The organism is Streptomyces sp. NPDC020780, from assembly GCF_044334475.1.
In the GTDB taxonomy this organism is placed as follows: domain Bacteria; phylum Actinomycetota; class Actinomycetes; order Streptomycetales; family Streptomycetaceae; genus Streptomyces.
In genome coordinates this window covers 729,040-748,336 of the sequence record NZ_JBIRTB010000001.1, presented here as the reverse complement: position 1 = coordinate 748,336, position 19,297 = coordinate 729,040, and the positions used below count along the sequence as shown (strand labels likewise).

Here is a 19,297-nt window from a genome sequence, read left to right as displayed (position 1 = left end):
CCCACATTTCCCGCACTGCCGGACACGGCTGACGGCACGGGACGTCACCGCGCCCGCCGGTGCCGGAGGCCCGAGCGGATACCACCCGGGTCAAGGCATCACCTTTTCACCCGAATGCCCGAGGTCAAGTACCGCCTCGCCGCATGTCCTCCGCCCGAAGGGGTACCTGCGTCAACCGCCATCCGTCGCCCTCGCGTTCGACGAACCCCAGTGAGTGCAGTTCGTACAACCGGCCGAGGGCTTCGTCCGTCGAGGTACCGGCTGTCCGGGCGACGTCGCGACCGCCCATGGAACCCTTCCGCGGCAGGGCGTCGAGAACCTGCGCGGAGAGGTCGTCCAGCAGGTCGCGGGGCAGGACGGGGCCGCGCCTCTCCGGTGCGAGATCACCGATCTCCCCCACCAGTTCGGCGATCTCGGCGGCATCGGTGACCAGAACGCCCTCCCCGCGGAGCAGTTCGTGGACCCCGGCGGACAGGCCACTGGTCGCCGGGCCGGGAACTCCCATGGTGAAGCGCCCCAGGCGCTGCGCGTTCCTCGCGGTGACCAGCGAACCGCTGCGGTACTCGGCCTCCACCACGACGGTGCCTCGCGTGAGCGCGGCGATCACCCGGTTGCGGAGGATGAACCTGCTGCGCGTCGGGTGGTCCGCGGGCGGCAACTCACCCATGACGATGCCTTGTTCCGCGATGCGCCCGATCAGTTCGGCGTGGCCCCTGGGATACGCGACGTCCACGCCGCAGGCGAGCACCGCCATGGTCGCCCCGCCGGCGGCGAGCGCCCCCCGGTGGGCGGCGCCGTCCACCCCGAACGCCGCGCCCGAGACCACCACCCAGCCGCGCTCGGCCAGACCGGCACCGAGTGTGGCCGCCATGTGCGCCCCATACGGTGTGCAGGCCCGTGCTCCGACCACCGCGACCGACCGCAGCGCCCAGAGGCGCAGGTCGGCCCCGCCCCGCACCCAGAGTCCGATCGGCCGCGCGTCGCCCAGGTCGTCGAGCTGGCTCGGCCACTCGCCGTCGCCGGGGCAGACGAATCGCCCGCCCACCGCGGCCACGTGCGCGAGGTCCCGCACCGGATCGGCCGTCGCGGCCCGCAGTCGGTAACCGGCCAGCCGTGGCTCGGTCATGCCCTTCAGCGTCCGCGCCGATCCGTCTCCACTCATGAGACGCCGCATCAGCTCCACCGGCCCGATCTCCCGGAGCCAGCGGCCCCCACGCTCGTCCCCCGGCTCGAACACGCGGGTCAGGGCGACTCGCGCCCGCCGGTCCCCCTCGATACCGGCCGGCGGGCCGTTCACGAGGTGCCCGCCCTCATCGGAACGCCCCGGTGCAGTCCCGTCCGCAACTCCAGCGCAACCGCGATGTCGGAGGCGTCCGGGCGGTCGGCGGCCCTCAGATCCGCGACCGTCCACGCCACCCGCAGGACCCGGTCCAGGCCGCGGGCCGTGAGGATCCCCCGCTCCATGTCCCGTTCGGCCGCCATCAGCGCCCCGGGCGCCGCGATCAGCCGGGTCCGCAGCTCATGGCCGGGAACCTCGCTGTTCGTGGTCCACGGGGTGCCGGCGAGCCGGTCCGCAGCCCGCGCCCTGGCCTCCAGCACCCGGGCGGCGACCACGGCCGAGGACTCGCCCCGGCCGCCGTGTCCCATCAGGTCGGCCCGGCTGACCGGCTCGACCTCGACCCGCAGATCCACCCGGTCGAGCAACGGCCCGGAGAGCCGCGCCTGATAGCGGCGGATCGCGGACGGCGGGCAGTCACACCCCGCACCGGCCAGGCTGTGTCTGCCGCACGGACAGGGGTTCGCGGCCAGCACCATCAGGAAGCGCGCGGGCAGCCGCACCACACCCGCGGCGCGTGCGACCACGACGTGCCCGGATTCCAGGGGCTGGCGCAGGGCGTCCAACGCACGCCCCGAGAATTCGGGAGCCTCGTCCAGGAACAGCACACCCCGGTGCGCCAGCGAGACCGCGCCCGGTCTCGGCAGCCCGTTGCCCCCGCCGATGAGCGACTGCATCGTCGCCGAGTGGTGCGGTGCGCAGTAGGGCGCTCTGCCCACCAGGGGTTCACCCGGTGGGAGGATGCCCGCCACCGAGTGCACCGCCGTCACTTCGAGGGACTCCCGCTGGGTCAACGGTGGCAGGATCGCCGTGATGCGTTCGGCCAGCATCGTCTTGCCCGCCCCGGGCGGCCCGGAGAGCAGCAGATGGTGCCCGCCCGCCGCCGCGACCTCCAGGGCCTTGCGGGCCCTCACCTGACCCGCGACGTCGGCCAGGTCCGGGCGGTGCCCCGCCCCCTGCCCGCCGGGCGGCGTGAGCCCCGTCCCGATACCCGCGCCCGGCACCAGCAGTCCGGCCACCATGGTGTCGGGCCGGCCCCGCCGTGCGGCCGGCTCGTCGGGCACCGGCTCGTCGCCGAGCACCGCGATCAGCTGTCGCAGGCTGCGCACGCCGAGGACCGATACGCCTGGGACGAGCGCGGCCTCGCCCGCGGTCTGTTCAGGCACGACGACGTGTTCGTACCCCGCCTCGGCGGCCGCGAGCACCGCGGGCAGCACCCCGCGCACCGGCCGCACCCGCCCGTCCAGGCCCAGCTCCCCGATCATCACCACATCGGCGATGGCCGCCGGATCGATCCGCTCCGCCGCGCCCAGCACGGCGCACGCCACGGCGAGATCGAAGCCCGAACCGGCCTTGGGTACGGAGGCCGGGGACAGTCCCACGGTGAGCTTCTTCTGCGGCCACTCGGCCCCGGAGTTGACGACGGCCGCCCTGACCCGGTCCCGGCTCTCCACGAGACTCTTGTCCGGCAGGCCGACCAACGTGAAGGCGGCGACGCCCGGCTCCAGATCGGCCTGGACCTCCACCACCACGCCCTCGACTCCCACGAGCGCCACCGAACACGCTCGCGCGAACCCCATCAGGCCACGCCCCGCACATGCTCCGTGACAGGGCCTCCGCGCCTGGGCAGGACCACGCCGACCAGGTCGATCCGGACGCCGCCGGGCGGCGGACCCCCGTGCCGGTCCAGCCAGATCTCGGCAAGTCGGCGCAGCCGGTCCGCCTTGGCCGGGGTGACGGCCTCCATGGGCTGTTCGAAGGAGGCCGCCCTGCGGGTCTTCACCTCGCAGACGACCACCGCGTCACCGTCTCTCGCGACGATGTCGATCTCCCCGGCGCGACAGCGCCAGTTACGGTCCAGTACGGCCATTCCGGCGTCGGTCAGCAGCCGCGCCGCCAGATCCTCGCCGTACCGCCCGAGTGCCGTCCGTGCGTTCATTTCGGCACCACCTCCGGCACCGACTCTGACGCGCCCCGCCCGATCTGTTGGATCTTGGTGGACAACCCGGTCGTTGTGGATATCACGGCCGCCCGGACGAGTGAAACGGCGTCGGGACTGCACAGCACAGCCGGCAGTGCGGTACCGCCGACAAGGCGGTACCGCCGCCGATCAGCTGCCCGGCAGTTCGAGGTCGCTCTTGTTGAGCTCCTCGATATTCACGTCCTTGAACGTGAGGACCCGGACCTGCTTGACGAACCTGGCGGGCCGGTACATGTCCCAGACCCACGCGTCCGCCATGGAAACCTCGAAAAAGACCTCACCCTGGACCGAGTGCACCTGCATCTCGTAGTCGTTGGTGAGGTAGAAGCGCCGTTCGGTCTCGATCACGTATTTGAACAGACCGACGACATCGCGGTACTCCCGGTAGAGCTTCAGCTCCATCTCGGTCTCGTACTTCTCGAGGTCCTCGGCGCTCATGGCATGTTCCCCTTCAGCCGTGCGTCCCCCTATTGTGCGCCAGCCTCACACACCCCTGGCCGATTAGACGATTTCCGGGGCGAGAACCAGCGGAACGCGCGGGGGCCCCTCGTCCAGCAGCGTGCGCAGCAGCTCGGCGAGCCTGGTCGGATACACCGTCTCACGCGTCGCGGAGAGTTCGGCGGAGGTCCACCACCTCAGACCGGCGATGCTGCGCCGCTCCAGTTCGGTGAGGCCTCTCCGGTGGGTGGCGGTGTGGGTCGTCCGGGCCAGGAAGTACCACTCGTCCTGGTTCCAGCGACGCCCGTCGAAGGGGAACGAACAGACGCGCGTCCACAGCACGGGCCCGAGGGCGACGTCCGTGATCCCGGTCTCCTCGGCGAGCTCGCGCAGCGCCGCCTCCTCCCGGCTCTCCTCGCCCTCCATGCCTCCGCCCGGCGTGAACCACCAGGTCGTCGCCGGATCCGCGGGCTCGAAGCCGTGCAGCAGCAGGACCCGGTCCTCGGGATCCAGGAGCACGATCCGTGCGACCCTGCGCGTCTCAGTGAGCACCGGTGGACACCCCGGGCCGCTTCTTCCCGCGTGCCGAACGGGCCGTGAGCGGTCCGTGGGCGGCTCCGCCCAGGATGAGCAGCAGGCCCACTCCCAGCGCGCCGAGCTGCAGCGGCAGCGGACCGCCGGAGGACACCCCGCCGGGCAGGGCGGCGAAGGCCGCGGGCCGGTCGATCATGCCGTTCATGGGCCAGGCCACCGCGTCGACCCGGGCCTCCACGGCGCTGCGCGGCACCGAGCCCTGACCCGGATCCGCCAGGTGCACCCGGGAGTCGAGTGATTCGCCGCGCTCGTCCCCGAGCAGGAAGAGCTGCCCGTCGGGCACCTCCGCCGTGAAGTCCTGGCCCGAGGCCGGGCTGCCCTTCCCGGCCGTCTTCCCGTCGCCGGCCCGGCCGGCGCCCTCGCCGCCCCACACGTGCAGATACGGCTCCTCGATGGGTGTGCCGTTGATCGTGAGACGGCCTTCGCTGTCGCAGCAGGCGACCTTGTCGCCGCCCACGCCGACGACTCTCTTCACCATCGGTACGTCGCCCCAGGTCTTGTCCGTGAAGACGACCACGTCACCGCGGCGCACCTCGTCGCCGTCCACGCGCTCCGCGAGCACCCGGTCCCCGGCGTTCACCGTGGGCGTCATCGACCCGGTCGGCACCGTGTACGGCTTGTACACCACCGCTCCCCAGGCGAAGCCGCCGAGGAAGAGCACACAGCCGAGGGCCACGGCCAGGTTCGACAACGTGTTGCCGAGCCGGCCGTGGCCCTCTCCCGTACGTCCTGTTCCGCTCATCCCAGCGCTCCCCCATCGGAGATCGACAATCGCTGATCCGAGGGGGAACCCTACCCGGCGGTACGCCCGCCGGTCAGCCTCCGGCGACGCCGGAGCACGAGGGGAAGCGCTCCGGCCGCACCGAGTGCAACCGGCACGGCGGCAGCGGCAGCCGCGTTCAGGCCCGGCTGGTCGAAGGTGCTCGGGACCGGCAGGGTCGCCCAGCGGTTCACCGGCCAGGCGATGACGATGGCCCGGCCCACCACCTCGTCCGTGGAGACGGTGCCCTGTCCCGGAAGCTCCTGGTGGTACCGGGAGTCCAGGGAGTTCTGACGGTGGTCGCCCATCACCCAGATCCGTCCCTCGGGCACGTGGATCGGCCCGAACGGCTGGTCGTCGCACGCACTGTTGCCCTCGAAGATGAACGACTTGTCGTCCAGCGCCTTGCCGTTGACCGTCACGGGCCCGTTCTTCTTGCACTCCACGGTGTCGCCGCCCACCGCGATGACCCGCTTGATCAGGTCCTTCTCCTCCGCGGACGGCATCAGCCCGATGAAGCTCAGGAACTTCTGCACCGCGTTGGGCTCCGGCGTCGCGGTGTCCTCGAGCCAGCCTCCCGGGTCGTGGAAGACGACGACCTCGCCGCGCTCCGGCTCCGAGCCGAACCACGGCGTCAGCTTGTCCACCAGCACCCGGTCACCCCGCTGCAGCGTGTTCTGCATGGAGTCCGAGGGGATCGAGAACGCCTGTACCAGGAACGTCTTGATCAGCAGTGCGAGTACGAGCGCGATACCGATGAGGAGCGGCAGTTCCTTCCAGAACGAACGCGGCCTGCGTTGCGCGGAACCGGCGTCTCCCGAGGAGTCGCCGCCCGGGTCCTCACCCGGCGGGAAGGCACCGCCCGCGGAGCCGCCGTCACCCGCCGCATCCGGTTCCCCGCCGTTCGAAGGCCGGTCCTCGGGCCCGTCGTGTCCGGATCGTGCGCCGACCGCCAAATCCCCCACATCCACTCCTCACTCCGTGCCACCGCCCGCGCCAGAACCGGCGCAGGCCCACCACTCCCATAACGAGCGGGAGTTCCGCAGGGGTCGGGAGCAGGACCGATCCGTTGCGATCCTGGGAGGACACACTATTCGACGGGCCGGGGGCCGCCGTCGTCCCGGCGCGCCCGTCCGGGACCGATGCGTACGTCGCGGGCTCCTCCAGCCTGCGCCAGTGGGCGAACGGCCAGGCGATGACGACGGCCCGGCCCACGACCTCGTCCTGGGAGACCGTGCCGTTGCCCGGGTCGTCGAGGTGGAAGCGCGAGTCGGCGGAATTGGACCGGTGGTCGCCCATGACGAAGATCCGGCCCGGTGGAACCTTTACCTCGAATTGGAGAGTGGACGGCCCGCTGTCCGGATGCAGGTACGGCTCGTCGAGCGCCGTGCCGTTGACCGTGACCCTGCCGTCCGCTCCGCAGCACTTGACGGTGTCGCCGCCGACGGCCACCACCCGCTTGATCAGGTCCTGCTCGTCGTCGGAGGGCAGCAACCCGATGAAGGTCAGCAGTTGCTCGGCCTGTGCGATACCGGCCGGCGGCTTCCCCGTGGGGGCTTCCTCCTTGGGCAGCCACCCGCCGGGGTCCTTGAAGACCACGACGTCACCACGCTGAGGTTCGGAGCCGAACCACGGCGTCAGCTTGTCCACCAGCACCCGGTCCCCGATCCGGATGGTCTGCTCCATCGATCCGGAAGGGATCACGAAGGCCTGGACGAGGAAGGTCTTGAGCACCAGTGCGATCACCAGGGCCACCAGGATGAGGAGGGGGATCTCCCTGAGCGCGGACCGGCGCCTGCGGCGCTTCACCTTGCGGGCCAGTCTGCGGCGCTCGGCCCTGGTCGGCAGCGAGCGGGTGGCGGTGGGCCGCGATCCGTCGGGCAGCGGTAGGTCCGTCTCCGGCGCTCCGCGCCTGCGGCCCCGGTTACCCATGTCCGGCGCCCGTGGGCCGTACGCCGGCGAAGGCGTCGGTCCCGGCGAGGGAGCCGAGCCTACCGATCGGCCAGCCGAGCCAGTCCACCCGCCCGATCACCTGGTCGACGGGCACCATGCCGCCGCCGGGCTGCCCCAGGTGGTCACGGGAGTCCCGGGACCTGCTCCGGTGATCGCCCATCATCCACAGCGTGCCGTCGGGGACCACGATGTCGAAGGGCACGTCGGACGGCCTGTCGCCCGGCTGCAGATAGTCCTCGTCCAGCGCGCTGCCGTTCACCTGGAGCCTCCCCTGCCTGTCGCAGCAGACCACCCGGTCGCCCCCCACGCCCACCACCCGCTTCACGAAGTCGGTCTCGGCGGGCTCGGTCAGCCCCAGGGAGGCGGCCGCTCCGCTCAGCAGCGCGATGACGGGGTTCTCCGCAGGCGGCTCCCGCACGAAGGAGCCTGTGCCGTCGAAGACGATCACGTCACCGCGTTCCGGCTCGGAGCCGAAACGGTACGCCAGTTTGTTGACGAGCAGGCGGTCCCCGACCCGCAGCGTGGGCTCCATCGAGCCACTGGGAATGAGGAAGGGCTGCAGCACGAACGCGCTGAAGAGGAGCAGAGCGCCCGTGGTGAGCGCGCCGAGGAAGGCGGCCCGGCTCCAGGACGTCGACGCGGGGAAGCGCTCCGGGACATGCGTGGAGCGCGACCCCTCCTCCTGTCCCTCGGCGGGGCAGGAGGAGCGATCGCGCTCCGTGTGCTGTGCTTCCGTGTCCATCGGGGCCGCATCCTATCCGGCCGCGCTGTGGACGCCGGAGGTGAATCAGCGGTCGCGCTTCTCCTTGATCTTCGCGGCCTTGCCGCGCAGCTCACGGAGGAAGTAAAGCTTGGCGCGACGGACGTCACCGCGGGTGACGAGCTCGATCTTCTCGAAGATCGGGCTGTGCACCGGGAACGTGCGCTCGACGCCGACGCTGAAGGAGACCTTGCGGACCGTGAAGGTCTCGCTGACGCCCGAGCCCTGACGGCGGATGACGATGCCCTTGAACTGCTGGATACGGGAGCGGTTGCCCTCGATCACGCGCACGTGGACGTTGACCGTGTCACCGGGGCGGAACGCCGGGAGGTCGGTACGGAGCGAGGCGGCGTTGACGCCATCGAGCAGGGAAGTCATGTTGTCTGCTTTCTTCGCCGATGCCACAGGTCATCGACGGGAGAGAGTGAGGTTCGGATGCTGATCACCTCGGGCGGGCGGCTTTCCCCCTGTGGCAGGGGCGCACACCGGACGCACAGCGGACCTATTCTTCCACGGCCTCGGGCCTGCGCCAAAATCGCCCGCCGGGCTCCGGCGACCAGCCGAGGATGGAGAGGATCTCGCGATCCTTCTTGTCGAAGCCGGCCGCCTCGCACCGCTCGATGAGATCGGGCCTGTTGAGGGCGGTACGGCGGAAGGCCTCGTCCCGGCGCCACCGGGCGATACGGCCGTGATGGCCGCTGAGCAGCACGTCCGGGACCCCGCGGCCGCGCCACCTGGGCGGCTTCGTGTAGACGGGCCCCTCCAGCAGGTCGGCCATGGCTCCGGGCGCGAAGGAGTCGTCCCGGTGCGACTCGGCGTTGCCCAGGACTCCGGGCAGCAGCCTGGCCACGGCCTCGGTGATCACCAGGCAGGCCGCTTCCCCGCCCGCCAGGACGTAATCCCCGATGGACACCTCCACGACGGGCATCCTGGTGGCGTACTCGTCCATCACGCGGCGGTCGATGCCCTCGTACCGGGCGGGGGCGAAGACCAGCCACGGCCGCTCGGACAGCGCGACGGCCAGTTCCTGGGTGAAGGGCCGCCCGCTGGGTGTGGGAACCACGAGGACCGGGCCGTGCGCGCCGGCCTCGTACCCGTCGGCCAGGACGTCGTCCAGGGCCTCACCCCAGGGCTCGGTCTTCATGACCATGCCGGGGCCGCCGCCGTACGGGGTGTCGTCCACGGTGTTGTGCCGGTCGTACGTCCAGTCCCGCAGGTCGTGGACGTGCACGTCGAGACGGCCGCCGGCGCGCGCCTTGCCGACGAGCGAGACGTTCAGCGGTTCCAGGTACTCGGGGAAGATCGTGACGACGTCGAGCCGCATCACGCGTCACCCTGTTTCGCCTCGCCGGAAGCCGAAGCCTCGCCCGGCAGCGAGCCGGAAGGCCCGCCGTCCGCCCCTCCGGAAGACCCGTCCTCGCTCTCAACGTCACGCGCGGAGGCGACCACGGCCTCGCTCTCGTCGATCAGACCGGGCGGCGGGGTGATGACGGCCCGCTGCTCCTCGAGGTCGATCTCGGTGACGATCTCCTCGACGAACGGGATCATCACCTCGCTTCCGTCCGGGCGCTCCACGATGAACAGGTCCTGGGAGGGCAGATGGGTGATCTCGGTGATCCGGCCGATCTCCGTGCCGTCCGCGAGCACCACGTCGAGGTCCATCAGCTGGTGGTCGTAGAACTCCTCGGGGTCCTCCGGCAGTTCGGCCGGGTCCACCTCGGCGATCAGCAGGGTGTTGCGGAGTGCCTCGGCGGCCGTACGGTCGCGTACGCCCTCGAAGCGCAGCAGCAGCCTGCCGCTGTGCACCCGCCCCGTCTCGATCGTCAGGGGCCCGGTCTCCGGCGGTTCCGTGGCCAGGACGGCCCCGGGCCCGAGCCGGAGCTCGGGCTCGTCGGTGCGCACCTCGACGGTGACCTCGCCCTTGATGCCGTGGGCGCGACCGATCCGCGCCACTACCAACTGCACGCTGTTCTCCCGTTGATCATGTACTGAGGAGGCGGTGATGTACGGACGACAAAGGCCGGGGACGGCTCGAAAGCCCTCCCCGGCCCCGGCCGGTGTTCAACTCTTTCAGCGAACCTGGTCCACATCGACGAGGTCGACCCGGATACCACGTCCGCCGATGGCACCCACGACGGTACGCAGGGCGCGCGCGGTGCGGCCGTTACGGCCGATCACCTTGCCGAGGTCGTCGGGGTGGACCCGGACCTCCAGCACCCGTCCACGGCGCAGGTCACGCGAGGCGACCTGCACATCGTCGGGGTTGTCGACGATGCCCTTCACGAGGTGCTCAAGAGCCTCCTCGAGCATGCTCAGGCCTCGGTCGACTCGGTGGACGCGGCAGCGTCGGCCGCCTCGTCCGCCTTCTTGTCCGACTTCTTGGCCTTCTGGGTGATGGCCTCACCCTTGGCCTCGTCGCCGTCCGTGTTCAGGGCCTCGAACAGGGCACGCTTGTCGGCCTTGGGCTCCGGCTGCAGCAGCGGCGCGGGGGCCGGAAGGCCCTTGTGGGCCTGCCAGTCACCGGTGAGCTTCAGGATCGCGAGAACCGGCTCGGTCGGCTGGGCGCCGACGGACAGCCAGTACTGCGCGCGCTCCGAGTTGACCTCGATGCGCGAGGGGTTCTGCACCGGGTGGTACAGGCCGATCTCCTCGATGGCCCGGCCGTCACGGCGGGTACGGGAGTCGGCGACGACGATGCGGTAGTGAGGCGAACGGATCTTGCCCAGACGCTTCAGCTTGATCTTGACTGCCACGGAAGTGGTGTCTCCTGGTCTCTGACGTGGTTGGGCACAAAAGATGCCACGTGGGGTTGCGGTACTCGGGTGCCCGATGGACGCGTCAGCCGGAGGAGAGAGGGGTCCTGTGCGACTGTCGAGTACAGCTGACCATTGTGCCACACCACATCGGATCACCCCACCGCGACCGCCCCTTCGGGGATCCGGAAGGGCTTGCCGCACCCCCCGCAGACGATCGGCGCCTGGGCGAGGACCGACGGGACGACCCGGACGTTGCGCCCGCAGTCGCAGACGGCCTTCACCCGCACGCCCCCTCCGGAGGACCCGTGCCGGGCGGCGGGGCCACGGAAGGAGCGCTTGGTGTCCGCGGCGGTGGCCACGGTGTGCGCCTTGAGCGCGCGCTGCAGCCGTTCCGCGGTCGGACGGTATCTGCGTTTGGCCTCGGGATTCAGCGTCACCAACGAGAATCCGCTACTGGGATGGGGCTCCTCGGCATGATCGAGGCCCAGCTCCTCGGCGATCGCGAGGAAGCGTCGGTTGTGGTAGCGGCCGGCCCGGGAGGTGTCCCGGACCCCTCTCGCGGCGGCGATGCCGTGGACTGCCTCGTGGAGCAGTCGTTCGAAGGAGAGCTCGGCGCCACAGGCGGACGAGGATTCTCCGATCAGGGACTCTGGCGCGGCAAGATCGGGCAGCTCGGGGTGGTACCGCTGAATGTCGGCCCACGCCTGTGCCAGCTCTGCGGCAAGTACAGGTGGTGTCGTGCTCACGTCGTGACAACGAGCCTGACTGCTCCGGTGTTCCTATTCCGGGGCATCCCAAATAATTTGCACGTACCAGTCAGTTGCCGTTGATGGGTCCGGACGAGGGCGGGTGACCAGATCTGCGGAGAAGTCACACAGCTCCCACCAAGGCGGTACGTAGCGTGCTGTACGCACCTGGGAGTCCGTGGCGTACGCACCCGGGCGTAGAAGGTCCGTCGGCAGGTCCTCGACGACGCCCCCTACCGACCCTACCCGGCGCGCGGGGGCAGCCCCGAACGCCCCCGCGCGGCCGGGCGGCGAGGCTCTCGACGTGCTGCCTCCCGCGTGTCGGGTAAGACTGTGAGGAAGCGAGCAGCGGGCGTGCCGGTCCCGGCCCCGCCGTCCCGACCGGAGCCGGGGGCGCACGACCGGAGCACGCGGGCACTGCCGTCCGACCCATCCACCCCCTGGACGGAACCGCTGAGGCGGGGTTCTCTGGCATACGGGGGTTGCGGGCGCACACACACCAGGGGGAGCGAACTCGGGCACGACCGAACTCTCGGCGGATTGGGGCGCATTCCATGACACCAACGCTCGTCCGGCACCGCAGGTATGCGGACTCGTCCGCCCCGGTGGACGCCGGAACCCGTGCCCGTGACTGGGCCGAGATCCAGGAGCGCATGCTGGCACCGCTCTACGAAGCGGTGTTCGACCGGCTCGAAGTGGGAACCGGCACCCGGATGCTCTCCATCGGCTGCGGTTCCGGGCTCGCGCTGCTGATCGCGGCCTCGCGAGGGGCGCGCGTCACCGGCGTCGACACCGACCGTGAACGGCTCGCCCTGGCGCGCGAGCGCCTCCTGTCCGACCCACGGCACGAGCCGGGTCCGGGCGGTGCGGAGCCGCGGGCGAGGCTCGTCGAGGGCGCCCCCGCGGCGGCCACGCCGACCGGACAGGCGCCGTACAACCTGCTCACCGTCTTCCAGCCGATCGGCTGCGCGACCGGTGACTCCGACGGACTCGCGCCCACGCTGGCCTCGGCCGTCCCGCTGGCCGTGCGCGGAGCGACCGTGGTGCTCACCGGGTGGGGGCCGCCGGAGCGCTGTGCCACCGCCCCGGTGCTCCGGGTGGCTAGCCGGCTCGCCGAGACGGCGCGTACGCCGCGTACCGAAGACGGCTGGCGGCCGGCGCTGCGGGACGATCTGGAGGAGGTCGCGGCACGGGCCGGGCTGAAGCCGGACGGCTCCGGCCGGGTGTCCTGCCCGTTCGGTTACGCGGACGTGGACAGCGCGGTGCGCGGTCTGCTCTCGACCGGGCTGTTCGAGGCGGCGATCCGGGCGACGGACCGCTCCCAGGTCGAGAAGGAGGTCGCGGAGGCGCTCCATCCGCACCTGCGGCCCGACGGCACGGTCTGGATGCCGAACGTCTTCCGCTACCTGGTGTGCGTCACGTAGACGCGGAGCGGGACCGCGTACCCGGCACGTGCGACGGGACCCGCCGCCCGGCCACGAGGACGGTGAAGGGGCGCCCCGCCGGCTTGGGTCCCAGCCGACGTCCGGTACTTCCCCAAGGGCACCGACCTCGCCGTCCCCACCCGCGAGCACGTCCACACCCGCGAGCACCTCGACGCCGTCGCCGCCGAACTGAACGGCCGACCACGCAAGGCGCTCGGCTGGGAAATCCCAGCCGAGCGCCTGCGTGAACTGCTCACGGCCTGATCAACACGACCACGTGGTGCAACGCCCCCTGAAAAGCACCCGGGCAGGGTGCCGCTTCACAGGTGTTACGGGTCCGCCCGGGGGCGCCGGTCAGCCCATGAACTTCTTGAACTCGTCAGGCAGCTCGAAGTTCTTGTCCTCCTGGGCGGGGAGACCGAACGCACCGGCCTGCGCCGCCTGCTCGCGGCGGGCCGCAGCGGCCTGCTCCTCCGCCTTGCGCTTCATCGGGTTGCCGCTCTTGCGCTTCCCCTTGGCCTGCTTGACCTGCTTCTTCTGCCGGCCGGGACCGCCACCCATCCCCGGCATCCCCGGCATCCCGGGCATGCCGCCGCCCTGGGCCATCTTCGACATCATCTTGCGGGCCTCGAAGAACCGTTCGACGAGGTTCTTGACGGCGGAGACGTCGACTCCCGAGCCCTTGGCGATACGGGCCCGGCGCGAACCGTTGATGATCGTCGGCTCGGCGCGTTCCTTCGGGGTCATCGACTTGATGATCGCCGCGGTGCGGTCCACGTCCCGCTCGTCGATGTTGTTGATCTGGTCCTTGATCTGACCCATGCCGGGCAGCATCCCGAGCAGCTTGGAGATGGAGCCCATCTTCCTGACCTGCTCCATCTGCGCCAGGAAGTCGTCGAGCGTGAAGTCCTTGCCCTTGCTCGACGCCAGCTTGGAGGCCATTTTGGCGGCCTCTTCCTGGCTGAACGTCTTCTCCGCCTGCTCGATCAGGGTGAGCAGGTCACCCATGTCGAGGATGCGGGAGGCCATGCGGTCGGGGTGGAAGGCGTCGAAGTCTTCGAGCTTCTCACCGTTCGACGCGAACATGATCTGCTTGCCCGTGACGTGGGCGATCGAGAGGGCGGCACCACCGCGGGCGTCACCGTCGAGCTTGGAGAGGACCACGCCGTCGAAGCCGACACCGTCGCGGAAGGCCTCGGCGGTGTTGACCGCGTCCTGGCCGATCATCGCGTCGACGACGAAGAGGATCTCGTCGGGGCTGACGGCGTCGCGGATGTCCGCGGCCTGGCGCATCAGCTCCTCGTCGATGCCGAGGCGGCCGGCGGTGTCGACGATCACGATGTCGTGGACCTTGGCCTTCGCGAACTCGACGGAGTCCTGGGCGACCTTGACCGGGTCGCCCACACCGTTGCCCGGCTCCGGCGCGTACACCGCTACACCGGCGCGGTCGGCCACGACACTCAGCTGGTTGACGGCGTTGGGGCGCTGGAGGTCACAGGCGACGAGCAGCGGGGAGTGGCCCTGACCCTTGAGCCAGAGGCCGAGCTTTCCGGCGAGGGTGGTCTTACCGGCACCCTGCAGGCCCGCGAGCATGATCACGGTCGGCGGGTTCTTGGCGAACCTGAGCCGCCGGGTCTCGCCGCCGAGGATGCCGACGAGCTCCTCGTTGACGATCTTGATCATCTGCTGCGCCGGATTCAGCGCTTGGGAAACCTCGGCGCCGCGCGCCCGCTCCTTGACCTTGGCGATGAAGGACCGGACCACGGGCAGGGCGACATCGGCTTCGAGCAGGGCGATACGGATCTCGCGAGCCGTGGCGTCGATGTCCGCCTCGGACAAGCGGCCCTTGCCCCTGAGGTTTTTGAAAGTCGCGCTAAGGCGGTCGGAGAGAGTATCGAACACGGCGCTCGTCGGTCCTCGGGGTCGGGGTCGGGTGATTGGTTCCTAGAGTATCCGGCTCGGGCAGACGTCGGCCCTCGCCGGTCGTATCCGACCGGCGAGGGCCGTCGACCCCGCACGCGCAGGGAGCACGTATCCTCTCCCGGCGCGAACGACGGGGACGCCGGGGACGCCGGGGGCATTCCCCGGGCCGGGGACCACCCGTACCCGCTCGACGCGTGACGGGTGCCGCTCGTCACGCCCTCATCGCAGGGCGTCCTCCAGCGTCTTCGCCAGCGCCGTCGCCTCGACGGCGGACAGCACCGTGCCGTCCTGACGGGTGACGTAGACCGTGTCCACGGCGTTCGCCCCGAGCGTCGAGACATGGGCGCTACGGACCCGTACCGCGCTCTGTTCCAGGGCCCGGCCGATCCGGTACAGCAGTCCCGGTGCGTCCTGGGCGCGCACCTCGATCACCGTGGCGAGCCGCGAGCCCGTCGGCGCGACGCTCACCCGCGGTGGCGGAGCCGTCACCCCGCGCCGGCGCGGATAGGCGGCCTCTCGTTCGGCGAGCCTGGCCCGGATGTCCAGGGTGCCGTCGAGGGCGCGTACGAGGTCGGAGCGGAGCCGGGCGGCCTGCGGGAGGGAGCCGTACGCGGCCGCGACCCGCCAGCTGAGGACCAGCAGCCCGGCCGATCCGCCCAGCTCGGTCGGGAGGTCGACGGCCCGCAGGTCGGCGGCCCTGACGGTGAGCCGGTGCAGGGCGAGCACCCCGGCCGCCGCGGGCAGCACCCCGGGGCGGTCGGGCAGGGCGATGAGGAGTTCGACGCCGACGGGTTCCGGTTCGCCGTCCTGCGGGGCGGGTTCCGACTGGGTGCGCAGGGCGAGGACGGGTCCGCCGGTGCGCAGGGCCTCGACGGCCAGGCGCTCCTGTTCGGCGCTGGGGGCGAGTGGCTCCGGTGCGCCGGGTTCCTCGCCGGCCAGCAGCGCCGCGACGCGCCTGACGAGGTCGGTGACGAGGGAGGCTCGCCAGGAGCTCCAGGCGGCGGGTCCGGTGGCCAGGGCGTCGGCCTCGGTGAGGGCGTGCAGGAGCTCCAGGGTGGAGGCACTGCCCACGGCGGTGGCGACGGCGCGCACGGTGGCGGGATCGTCGAGGTCGCGCCGGGTGGCGGTCTCGACGAGCAGCAGGTGGTGGCGTACGAGGGTGGCCACGACACCCACGTCCTGCTTGTCGAAGCCGATACGGGTGGCCATGTCCCGGGCGATGACCTCTCCGGCGACGGAGTGGTCCCCCGGCCAGCCCTTGCCGATGTCGTGGAGCAGGGCCGCGACCAGGAGGAGGTCGGGGCGGCCGACGCGACGGGTGAGGGAGGAGGCCCGTACGGCCGTCTCCACGAGGTGGCGGTCGACGGTCCAGGTGTGGACGGGGTTGTGCTGGGGGCGGCAGTGGACCCGCTCCCAGTCGGGCAGCAGCCGGGTGACGATCCCCTCCGCCTCCAGGGCCTCCCACACCCCGACGGTGGCCTCCCCCGCCCCGAGCAGGGTGACGAGTTCCTCGCGTGCCTCGGCGGGCCAGGGCACGGGCAGCGGCCGGGCCGCTGTCCTGAGGTGGCGTACGAGGTGCCGGGAGAGCGGCAGTCCGGACTCGGCCGCCGCCGCGGCGGCCCGGAGGGTCAGGACCGGGTCGCGCTCGGGGCGTGCGGTGCGGGCGAGGACGACCTCGCCGTCGGCTTCGACGACGCCGTCGGCGAGCGGGGTGCGTTCCGGGGCGGCCTTGGCGCCGCCGAGCAGGGTCCGCAGCCTGGGCCGTGCGGAGCGGGCGCGCAGCACCCGGCTGACCTCGCGCCAGGTGACGTCGGTGGCGTACGAGACGGTCCGGGCGGCCTCGTACACCTGGCGCAGCAGTGCGTCGGAGTCGAGGAGGCCGAGGGAGCAGGCGACCTGTTCCTGCTCCTGGAGGGCGAGGCGGTCGGTGGCCCGGCCGGTGGCGAGGTGGAGGGCGTCGCGGACGTCCAGGAGGGTACGGCGTGCTTCGGCGAGGCCTTCGCGGGGGGCGTCGGCGACCCAGGAGGCGGCGACGGCCCGTAGGGCGGTGGCGTCCCGGAGGCCGCCGCGGGCCTCCTTCAGGTCGGGTTCCAGCAGGAACTGGAGCTCGCCCATGCGTGCGGCCCGTTCACGGCAGAGCGCGTCGAGGGCGGGGAGGCGCCGGGGGGCCTGGTTGCGCCAGTCGGCGAGGACCGCGGTGCGGAGTCCGGCGACGAGACCGAGGTCCCCGGCGACGGGCCGGGCGTCGAGGAGCCCGAGGTGGACCTTGAGGTCCTCCCCCGCGGTCGCGCGCGCCTCGGCGGGGGTGCGTACGGAGTGGTCGAGTGCCAGGCCCAGGTCCCAGACCGGGTACCAGATCCGGTCGGCGAGTGCCGCGACGGCCGCAGCGTCGGCGCCGCCGTCGTGCAGGAGGACGAGGTCGAGGTCGCTGCGCGGGGAGAGCTCGCCGCGCCCGTACCCGCCGACGGCGACGAGGGCGGCGCCCCGGACGCCCGTCGCCTCGGCGGCGGAGGAGAACAGTGCGCTCAGCCAGTCGTCGGTGAGGCGGGCGAGGGCCGCACGGCGCGGCGGCCCGGACCGCGTCCTCTCCTGAAGAAGGCGCAGTCGGGCCGCCGCGTAGCCGCTGGGTCCCGAGTCCTCGGATTCGGTGGTCACTCCGGTGCTCGTCACCCGGCTGCCTTTCCGTCTGTTCGGCCGGCGCCGTGGCCGGCGCCTGATCCGTCGGTCAGAGTGCGTCCGGGCCGCGTTCGCCGGTCCGTACGCGGACCGCGGTCTCGACCGGGACGCTCCAGACCTTCCCGTCCCCGATCTTGCCCGTACGGGCCGCCTTGACGACGACGTCGATGAGCTGTTCGGCGTCCTCGTCCTCGACGAGGACCTCGATGCGGATCTTCGGTACGAGGTCGACGGTGTACTCGGCTCCGCGGTAGACCTCGGTGTGGCCGCGCTGACGCCCGTAGCCGCTGGCCTCCGTGACCGTGAGGCCCTGGACGCCGAAGGCCTGGAGGGCCTCCTTGATCTCGTCCAGCCTGTGCGGCTTCACGACTGCGGTGATGAGCTTCATGCGTCCACCTTCTTGTTCGTCGGGGCGGCCGTCGTACCGGGCGCCGGCGCCGTGGTGCGGGGGGCCGAGCCGCCGCCCGCGCCGCTGAAGTCGTATGCGGTCTCGGCGTGCTCGACCTGGTCGATGCCGGAGACCTCGTCGTCCTCGCTGACCCGCATCCCGATCGTCTTGTCGAGGAGGAAGGCGAGGAGGGCGGAGACGACCAGGGAGTAGGCGAGGACCGCGAAGACTCCGACGGCCTGCTTGCCGAGCTGGTCGAGGCCACCGCCGTAGAAGAGGCCCTTGGCGTCGGACTGCACACCGCCGGTGGCGAAGAGGCCGATGAGGAGGGAGCCCAGGATGCCACCGACGAGGTGGACCCCGACGACGTCGAGGGAGTCGTCGTAGCCGAACCGGTACTTGAGGCCGACGGCCATGGCGCACAGGACGCCTGCGATGACACCGATCGCGATGGCGCCGAGCGGGCTGACGGCGCCGCCCGCCGGGGTGATGGCGACGAGACCGGCGACGGCGCCGGAGGCGGCGCCCAGGGTGGTGAAGGAGCCGTGGCGGATCTTCTCGTAGGCGAGCCAGCCCAGGACGGCCGCGCCGGCGGCGACCTGGGTGTTGAGGAACATGACAGCGCCGACCCCGTCGTCGTTGCCGAGCCACGAACCCGCGTTGAAGCCGAACCAGCCGAACCACAGGAGGGCGGCGCCGAGCATGACGAGCGGCAGGCTGTGCGGCCGCATCGGGTCCTTCTTGAAGCCGACCCGCTTGCCGATGACGAGGATCACACCGAGTGCGGCGGCACCGGCGTTGATGTGGACGGCCGTACCCCCGGCGAAGTCGATGACACCCAGCTCGAAGAGCCAGCCGCCGGCGCCCCAGACCCAGTGCGCGACCGGGAAGTAGACGACGGTGACCCACAGGGTGATGAACAGGGCCCAGGAGGTGAACTTGACCCGGTCGGCGAGGGCGCCGCTGATGAGGGCCGGGGTGAGCACGGCGAACATCAGCTGGAAGACCGCGAAGACGTAGACGGGGATGGTGTAGCCGTCCCACAGCTCGGTGACACCGATGCCGCTGAGGCCCACGAAGTCGGAGCTCCAGCCGACGAGGGAGCCGACGTCGGTGCCGAAGGCGAGGCTGAATCCGTAGAGCACCCACAGGATCGTGACGATCCCGAGGCTGATGAAGCTCATCATCAGCATGTTGAGGGTGCTCTTGACGCGGACCATGCCTCCGTAGAAGAAGGCGAGACCGGGGGTCATGAGCATCACCAGAGCGGTGCAGACGAGCATGAACCCTGTGTTGGCGGCAGACAGCTCGGGGGCGTCTGCGGCAAGCGTCGTGATGCCTGGGGGCATCGGCGTCTCCTCGTCGTCGGTGCGGCCACGTGCGGGGGAGCGGGACCACTGGGAAAAGATGCGGGCCGGTTATGCGTCTTGAGATTGGCTCAGCACGGTTTCCACGGATGCCGCACGGTGTTTCACCGCAGTGACGAAGGCACCGGGCGTGTTACGTCCGGATGAACCCGGGGTGGCGGGCCCGGTGTGCTGCCTACCATGCGGCCCGCGCCG

At 71.3% G+C, this 19,297-nt stretch carries 20 protein-coding genes; 1 reads left to right on the top strand and 19 read right to left on the bottom strand.

Annotated elements, in window-relative coordinates; genetic code table 11:
* Positions 1–124: 124 nt before the first annotated feature.
* From dprA to ACH4VO_RS03300, 15 genes are all read right to left on the bottom strand, one after another.
* Positions 125–1,297 carry a DNA-processing protein DprA gene (gene dprA, locus ACH4VO_RS03370; RefSeq protein ID WP_360997457.1) on the bottom strand — a complete coding sequence of 391 codons (1,173 nt, stop codon included), beginning with the start codon at positions 1,295–1,297 and terminating at the stop codon, positions 125–127.
* Positions 1,294–2,916: a YifB family Mg chelatase-like AAA ATPase gene (locus ACH4VO_RS03365; protein ID WP_360997455.1), complete on the bottom strand. Its 1,623-nt coding sequence runs from the start codon at positions 2,914–2,916 to the stop codon at positions 1,294–1,296. The genes dprA and ACH4VO_RS03365 overlap by 4 nt, the downstream gene beginning before the upstream one ends.
* Positions 2,916–3,275, bottom strand: a complete 360-nt coding sequence (locus ACH4VO_RS03360; protein ID WP_360997453.1) for a YraN family protein — start codon at positions 3,273–3,275, stop codon at positions 2,916–2,918. The genes ACH4VO_RS03365 and ACH4VO_RS03360 overlap by 1 nt, the downstream gene beginning before the upstream one ends.
* A 171-nt stretch (positions 3,276–3,446) precedes the next feature.
* Positions 3,447–3,755 carry a DUF2469 domain-containing protein gene (locus ACH4VO_RS03355; RefSeq protein ID WP_005311352.1) on the bottom strand — a complete coding sequence of 103 codons (309 nt, stop codon included), beginning with the start codon at positions 3,753–3,755 and terminating at the stop codon, positions 3,447–3,449.
* A gap of 63 nt (positions 3,756–3,818) precedes the next feature.
* Entirely contained in the window at positions 3,819–4,307 is a 489-nt protein-coding gene (locus ACH4VO_RS03350) for an NUDIX hydrolase (RefSeq protein ID WP_360997451.1), read from the bottom strand.
* Positions 4,297–5,091, bottom strand: a complete 795-nt coding sequence (lepB, locus tag ACH4VO_RS03345) for a signal peptidase I (protein ID WP_360997449.1) — start codon at positions 5,089–5,091, stop codon at positions 4,297–4,299. Before lepB (ACH4VO_RS03345) ends, ACH4VO_RS03350 begins: the two co-directional genes overlap by 11 nt.
* Before the next feature lie 50 nt (positions 5,092–5,141).
* Positions 5,142–6,065 carry a signal peptidase I gene (gene lepB, locus ACH4VO_RS03340; protein ID WP_360997477.1) on the bottom strand — a complete coding sequence of 308 codons (924 nt, stop codon included), beginning with the start codon at positions 6,063–6,065 and terminating at the stop codon, positions 5,142–5,144.
* Positions 5,986–7,041: a signal peptidase I gene (gene lepB, locus ACH4VO_RS03335; RefSeq protein WP_360997447.1), complete on the bottom strand. Its 1,056-nt coding sequence runs from the start codon at positions 7,039–7,041 to the stop codon at positions 5,986–5,988. Before lepB (ACH4VO_RS03335) ends, lepB (ACH4VO_RS03340) begins: the two co-directional genes overlap by 80 nt.
* Positions 7,034–7,804 (bottom strand): signal peptidase I, encoded by a 771-nt coding sequence (gene lepB, locus ACH4VO_RS03330; RefSeq protein WP_360997445.1) that lies wholly within the window; start codon positions 7,802–7,804, stop codon positions 7,034–7,036. Before lepB (ACH4VO_RS03330) ends, lepB (ACH4VO_RS03335) begins: the two co-directional genes overlap by 8 nt.
* 45 nt (positions 7,805–7,849) lie before the next feature.
* Complete coding sequence (gene rplS / locus ACH4VO_RS03325; RefSeq protein ID WP_069170461.1) at positions 7,850–8,200, bottom strand: 50S ribosomal protein L19; 351 nt, start codon at positions 8,198–8,200, stop codon at positions 7,850–7,852.
* Between the two features lie 124 nt (positions 8,201–8,324).
* Complete coding sequence (gene trmD / locus ACH4VO_RS03320; protein WP_360997443.1) at positions 8,325–9,146, bottom strand: tRNA (guanosine(37)-N1)-methyltransferase TrmD; 822 nt, start codon at positions 9,144–9,146, stop codon at positions 8,325–8,327.
* Entirely contained in the window at positions 9,146–9,787 is a 642-nt protein-coding gene (gene rimM / locus ACH4VO_RS03315) for a ribosome maturation factor RimM (RefSeq protein ID WP_360997441.1), read from the bottom strand. Before rimM ends, trmD begins: the two co-directional genes overlap by 1 nt.
* A gap of 105 nt (positions 9,788–9,892) precedes the next feature.
* Positions 9,893–10,132, bottom strand: a complete 240-nt coding sequence (locus ACH4VO_RS03310; RefSeq protein WP_014153811.1) for an RNA-binding protein — start codon at positions 10,130–10,132, stop codon at positions 9,893–9,895.
* Positions 10,133–10,134: 2 nt separating this feature from the next.
* Positions 10,135–10,575, bottom strand: coding sequence for a 30S ribosomal protein S16 (gene rpsP, locus ACH4VO_RS03305; protein ID WP_069170464.1), 441 nt, complete (start codon positions 10,573–10,575; stop codon positions 10,135–10,137).
* Between the two features lie 155 nt (positions 10,576–10,730).
* Positions 10,731–11,324 (bottom strand): hypothetical protein, encoded by a 594-nt coding sequence (locus ACH4VO_RS03300; protein WP_014153813.1) that lies wholly within the window; start codon positions 11,322–11,324, stop codon positions 10,731–10,733.
* A gap of 554 nt (positions 11,325–11,878) precedes the next feature.
* On the opposite strand from ACH4VO_RS03300, the gene ACH4VO_RS03295 reads away from it, so the two are divergent.
* The gene (locus tag ACH4VO_RS03295; protein ID WP_360997440.1) at positions 11,879–12,748 is read left to right on the top strand and encodes a methyltransferase domain-containing protein; all 870 of its coding nucleotides are present in this window, start codon (positions 11,879–11,881) and stop codon (positions 12,746–12,748) included.
* A gap of 354 nt (positions 12,749–13,102) precedes the next feature.
* Here ACH4VO_RS03295 and ffh read toward each other — a convergent pair whose 3' ends face one another.
* The 4 genes from ffh to ACH4VO_RS03275 all read right to left on the bottom strand — a co-directional run bounded on the left by ffh (position 13,103) and on the right by ACH4VO_RS03275 (position 19,084).
* Positions 13,103–14,650, bottom strand: coding sequence for a signal recognition particle protein (gene ffh, locus ACH4VO_RS03290; protein WP_360997439.1), 1,548 nt, complete (start codon positions 14,648–14,650; stop codon positions 13,103–13,105).
* Between the two features lie 240 nt (positions 14,651–14,890).
* A complete protein-coding gene (locus tag ACH4VO_RS03285) occupies positions 14,891–17,341 on the bottom strand; it encodes a [protein-PII] uridylyltransferase (protein WP_360997437.1) in 2,451 nt (816 codons plus the stop codon).
* A 55-nt stretch (positions 17,342–17,396) separates the two neighbouring features.
* Positions 17,397–17,735 (bottom strand): P-II family nitrogen regulator, encoded by a 339-nt coding sequence (locus ACH4VO_RS03280; RefSeq protein ID WP_069170469.1) that lies wholly within the window; start codon positions 17,733–17,735, stop codon positions 17,397–17,399.
* A complete protein-coding gene (locus ACH4VO_RS03275; RefSeq protein WP_360997434.1) occupies positions 17,732–19,084 on the bottom strand; it encodes an ammonium transporter in 1,353 nt (450 codons plus the stop codon). The genes ACH4VO_RS03280 and ACH4VO_RS03275 overlap by 4 nt, the downstream gene beginning before the upstream one ends.
* Between the last annotated feature and the right edge of the window lie 213 nt (positions 19,085–19,297).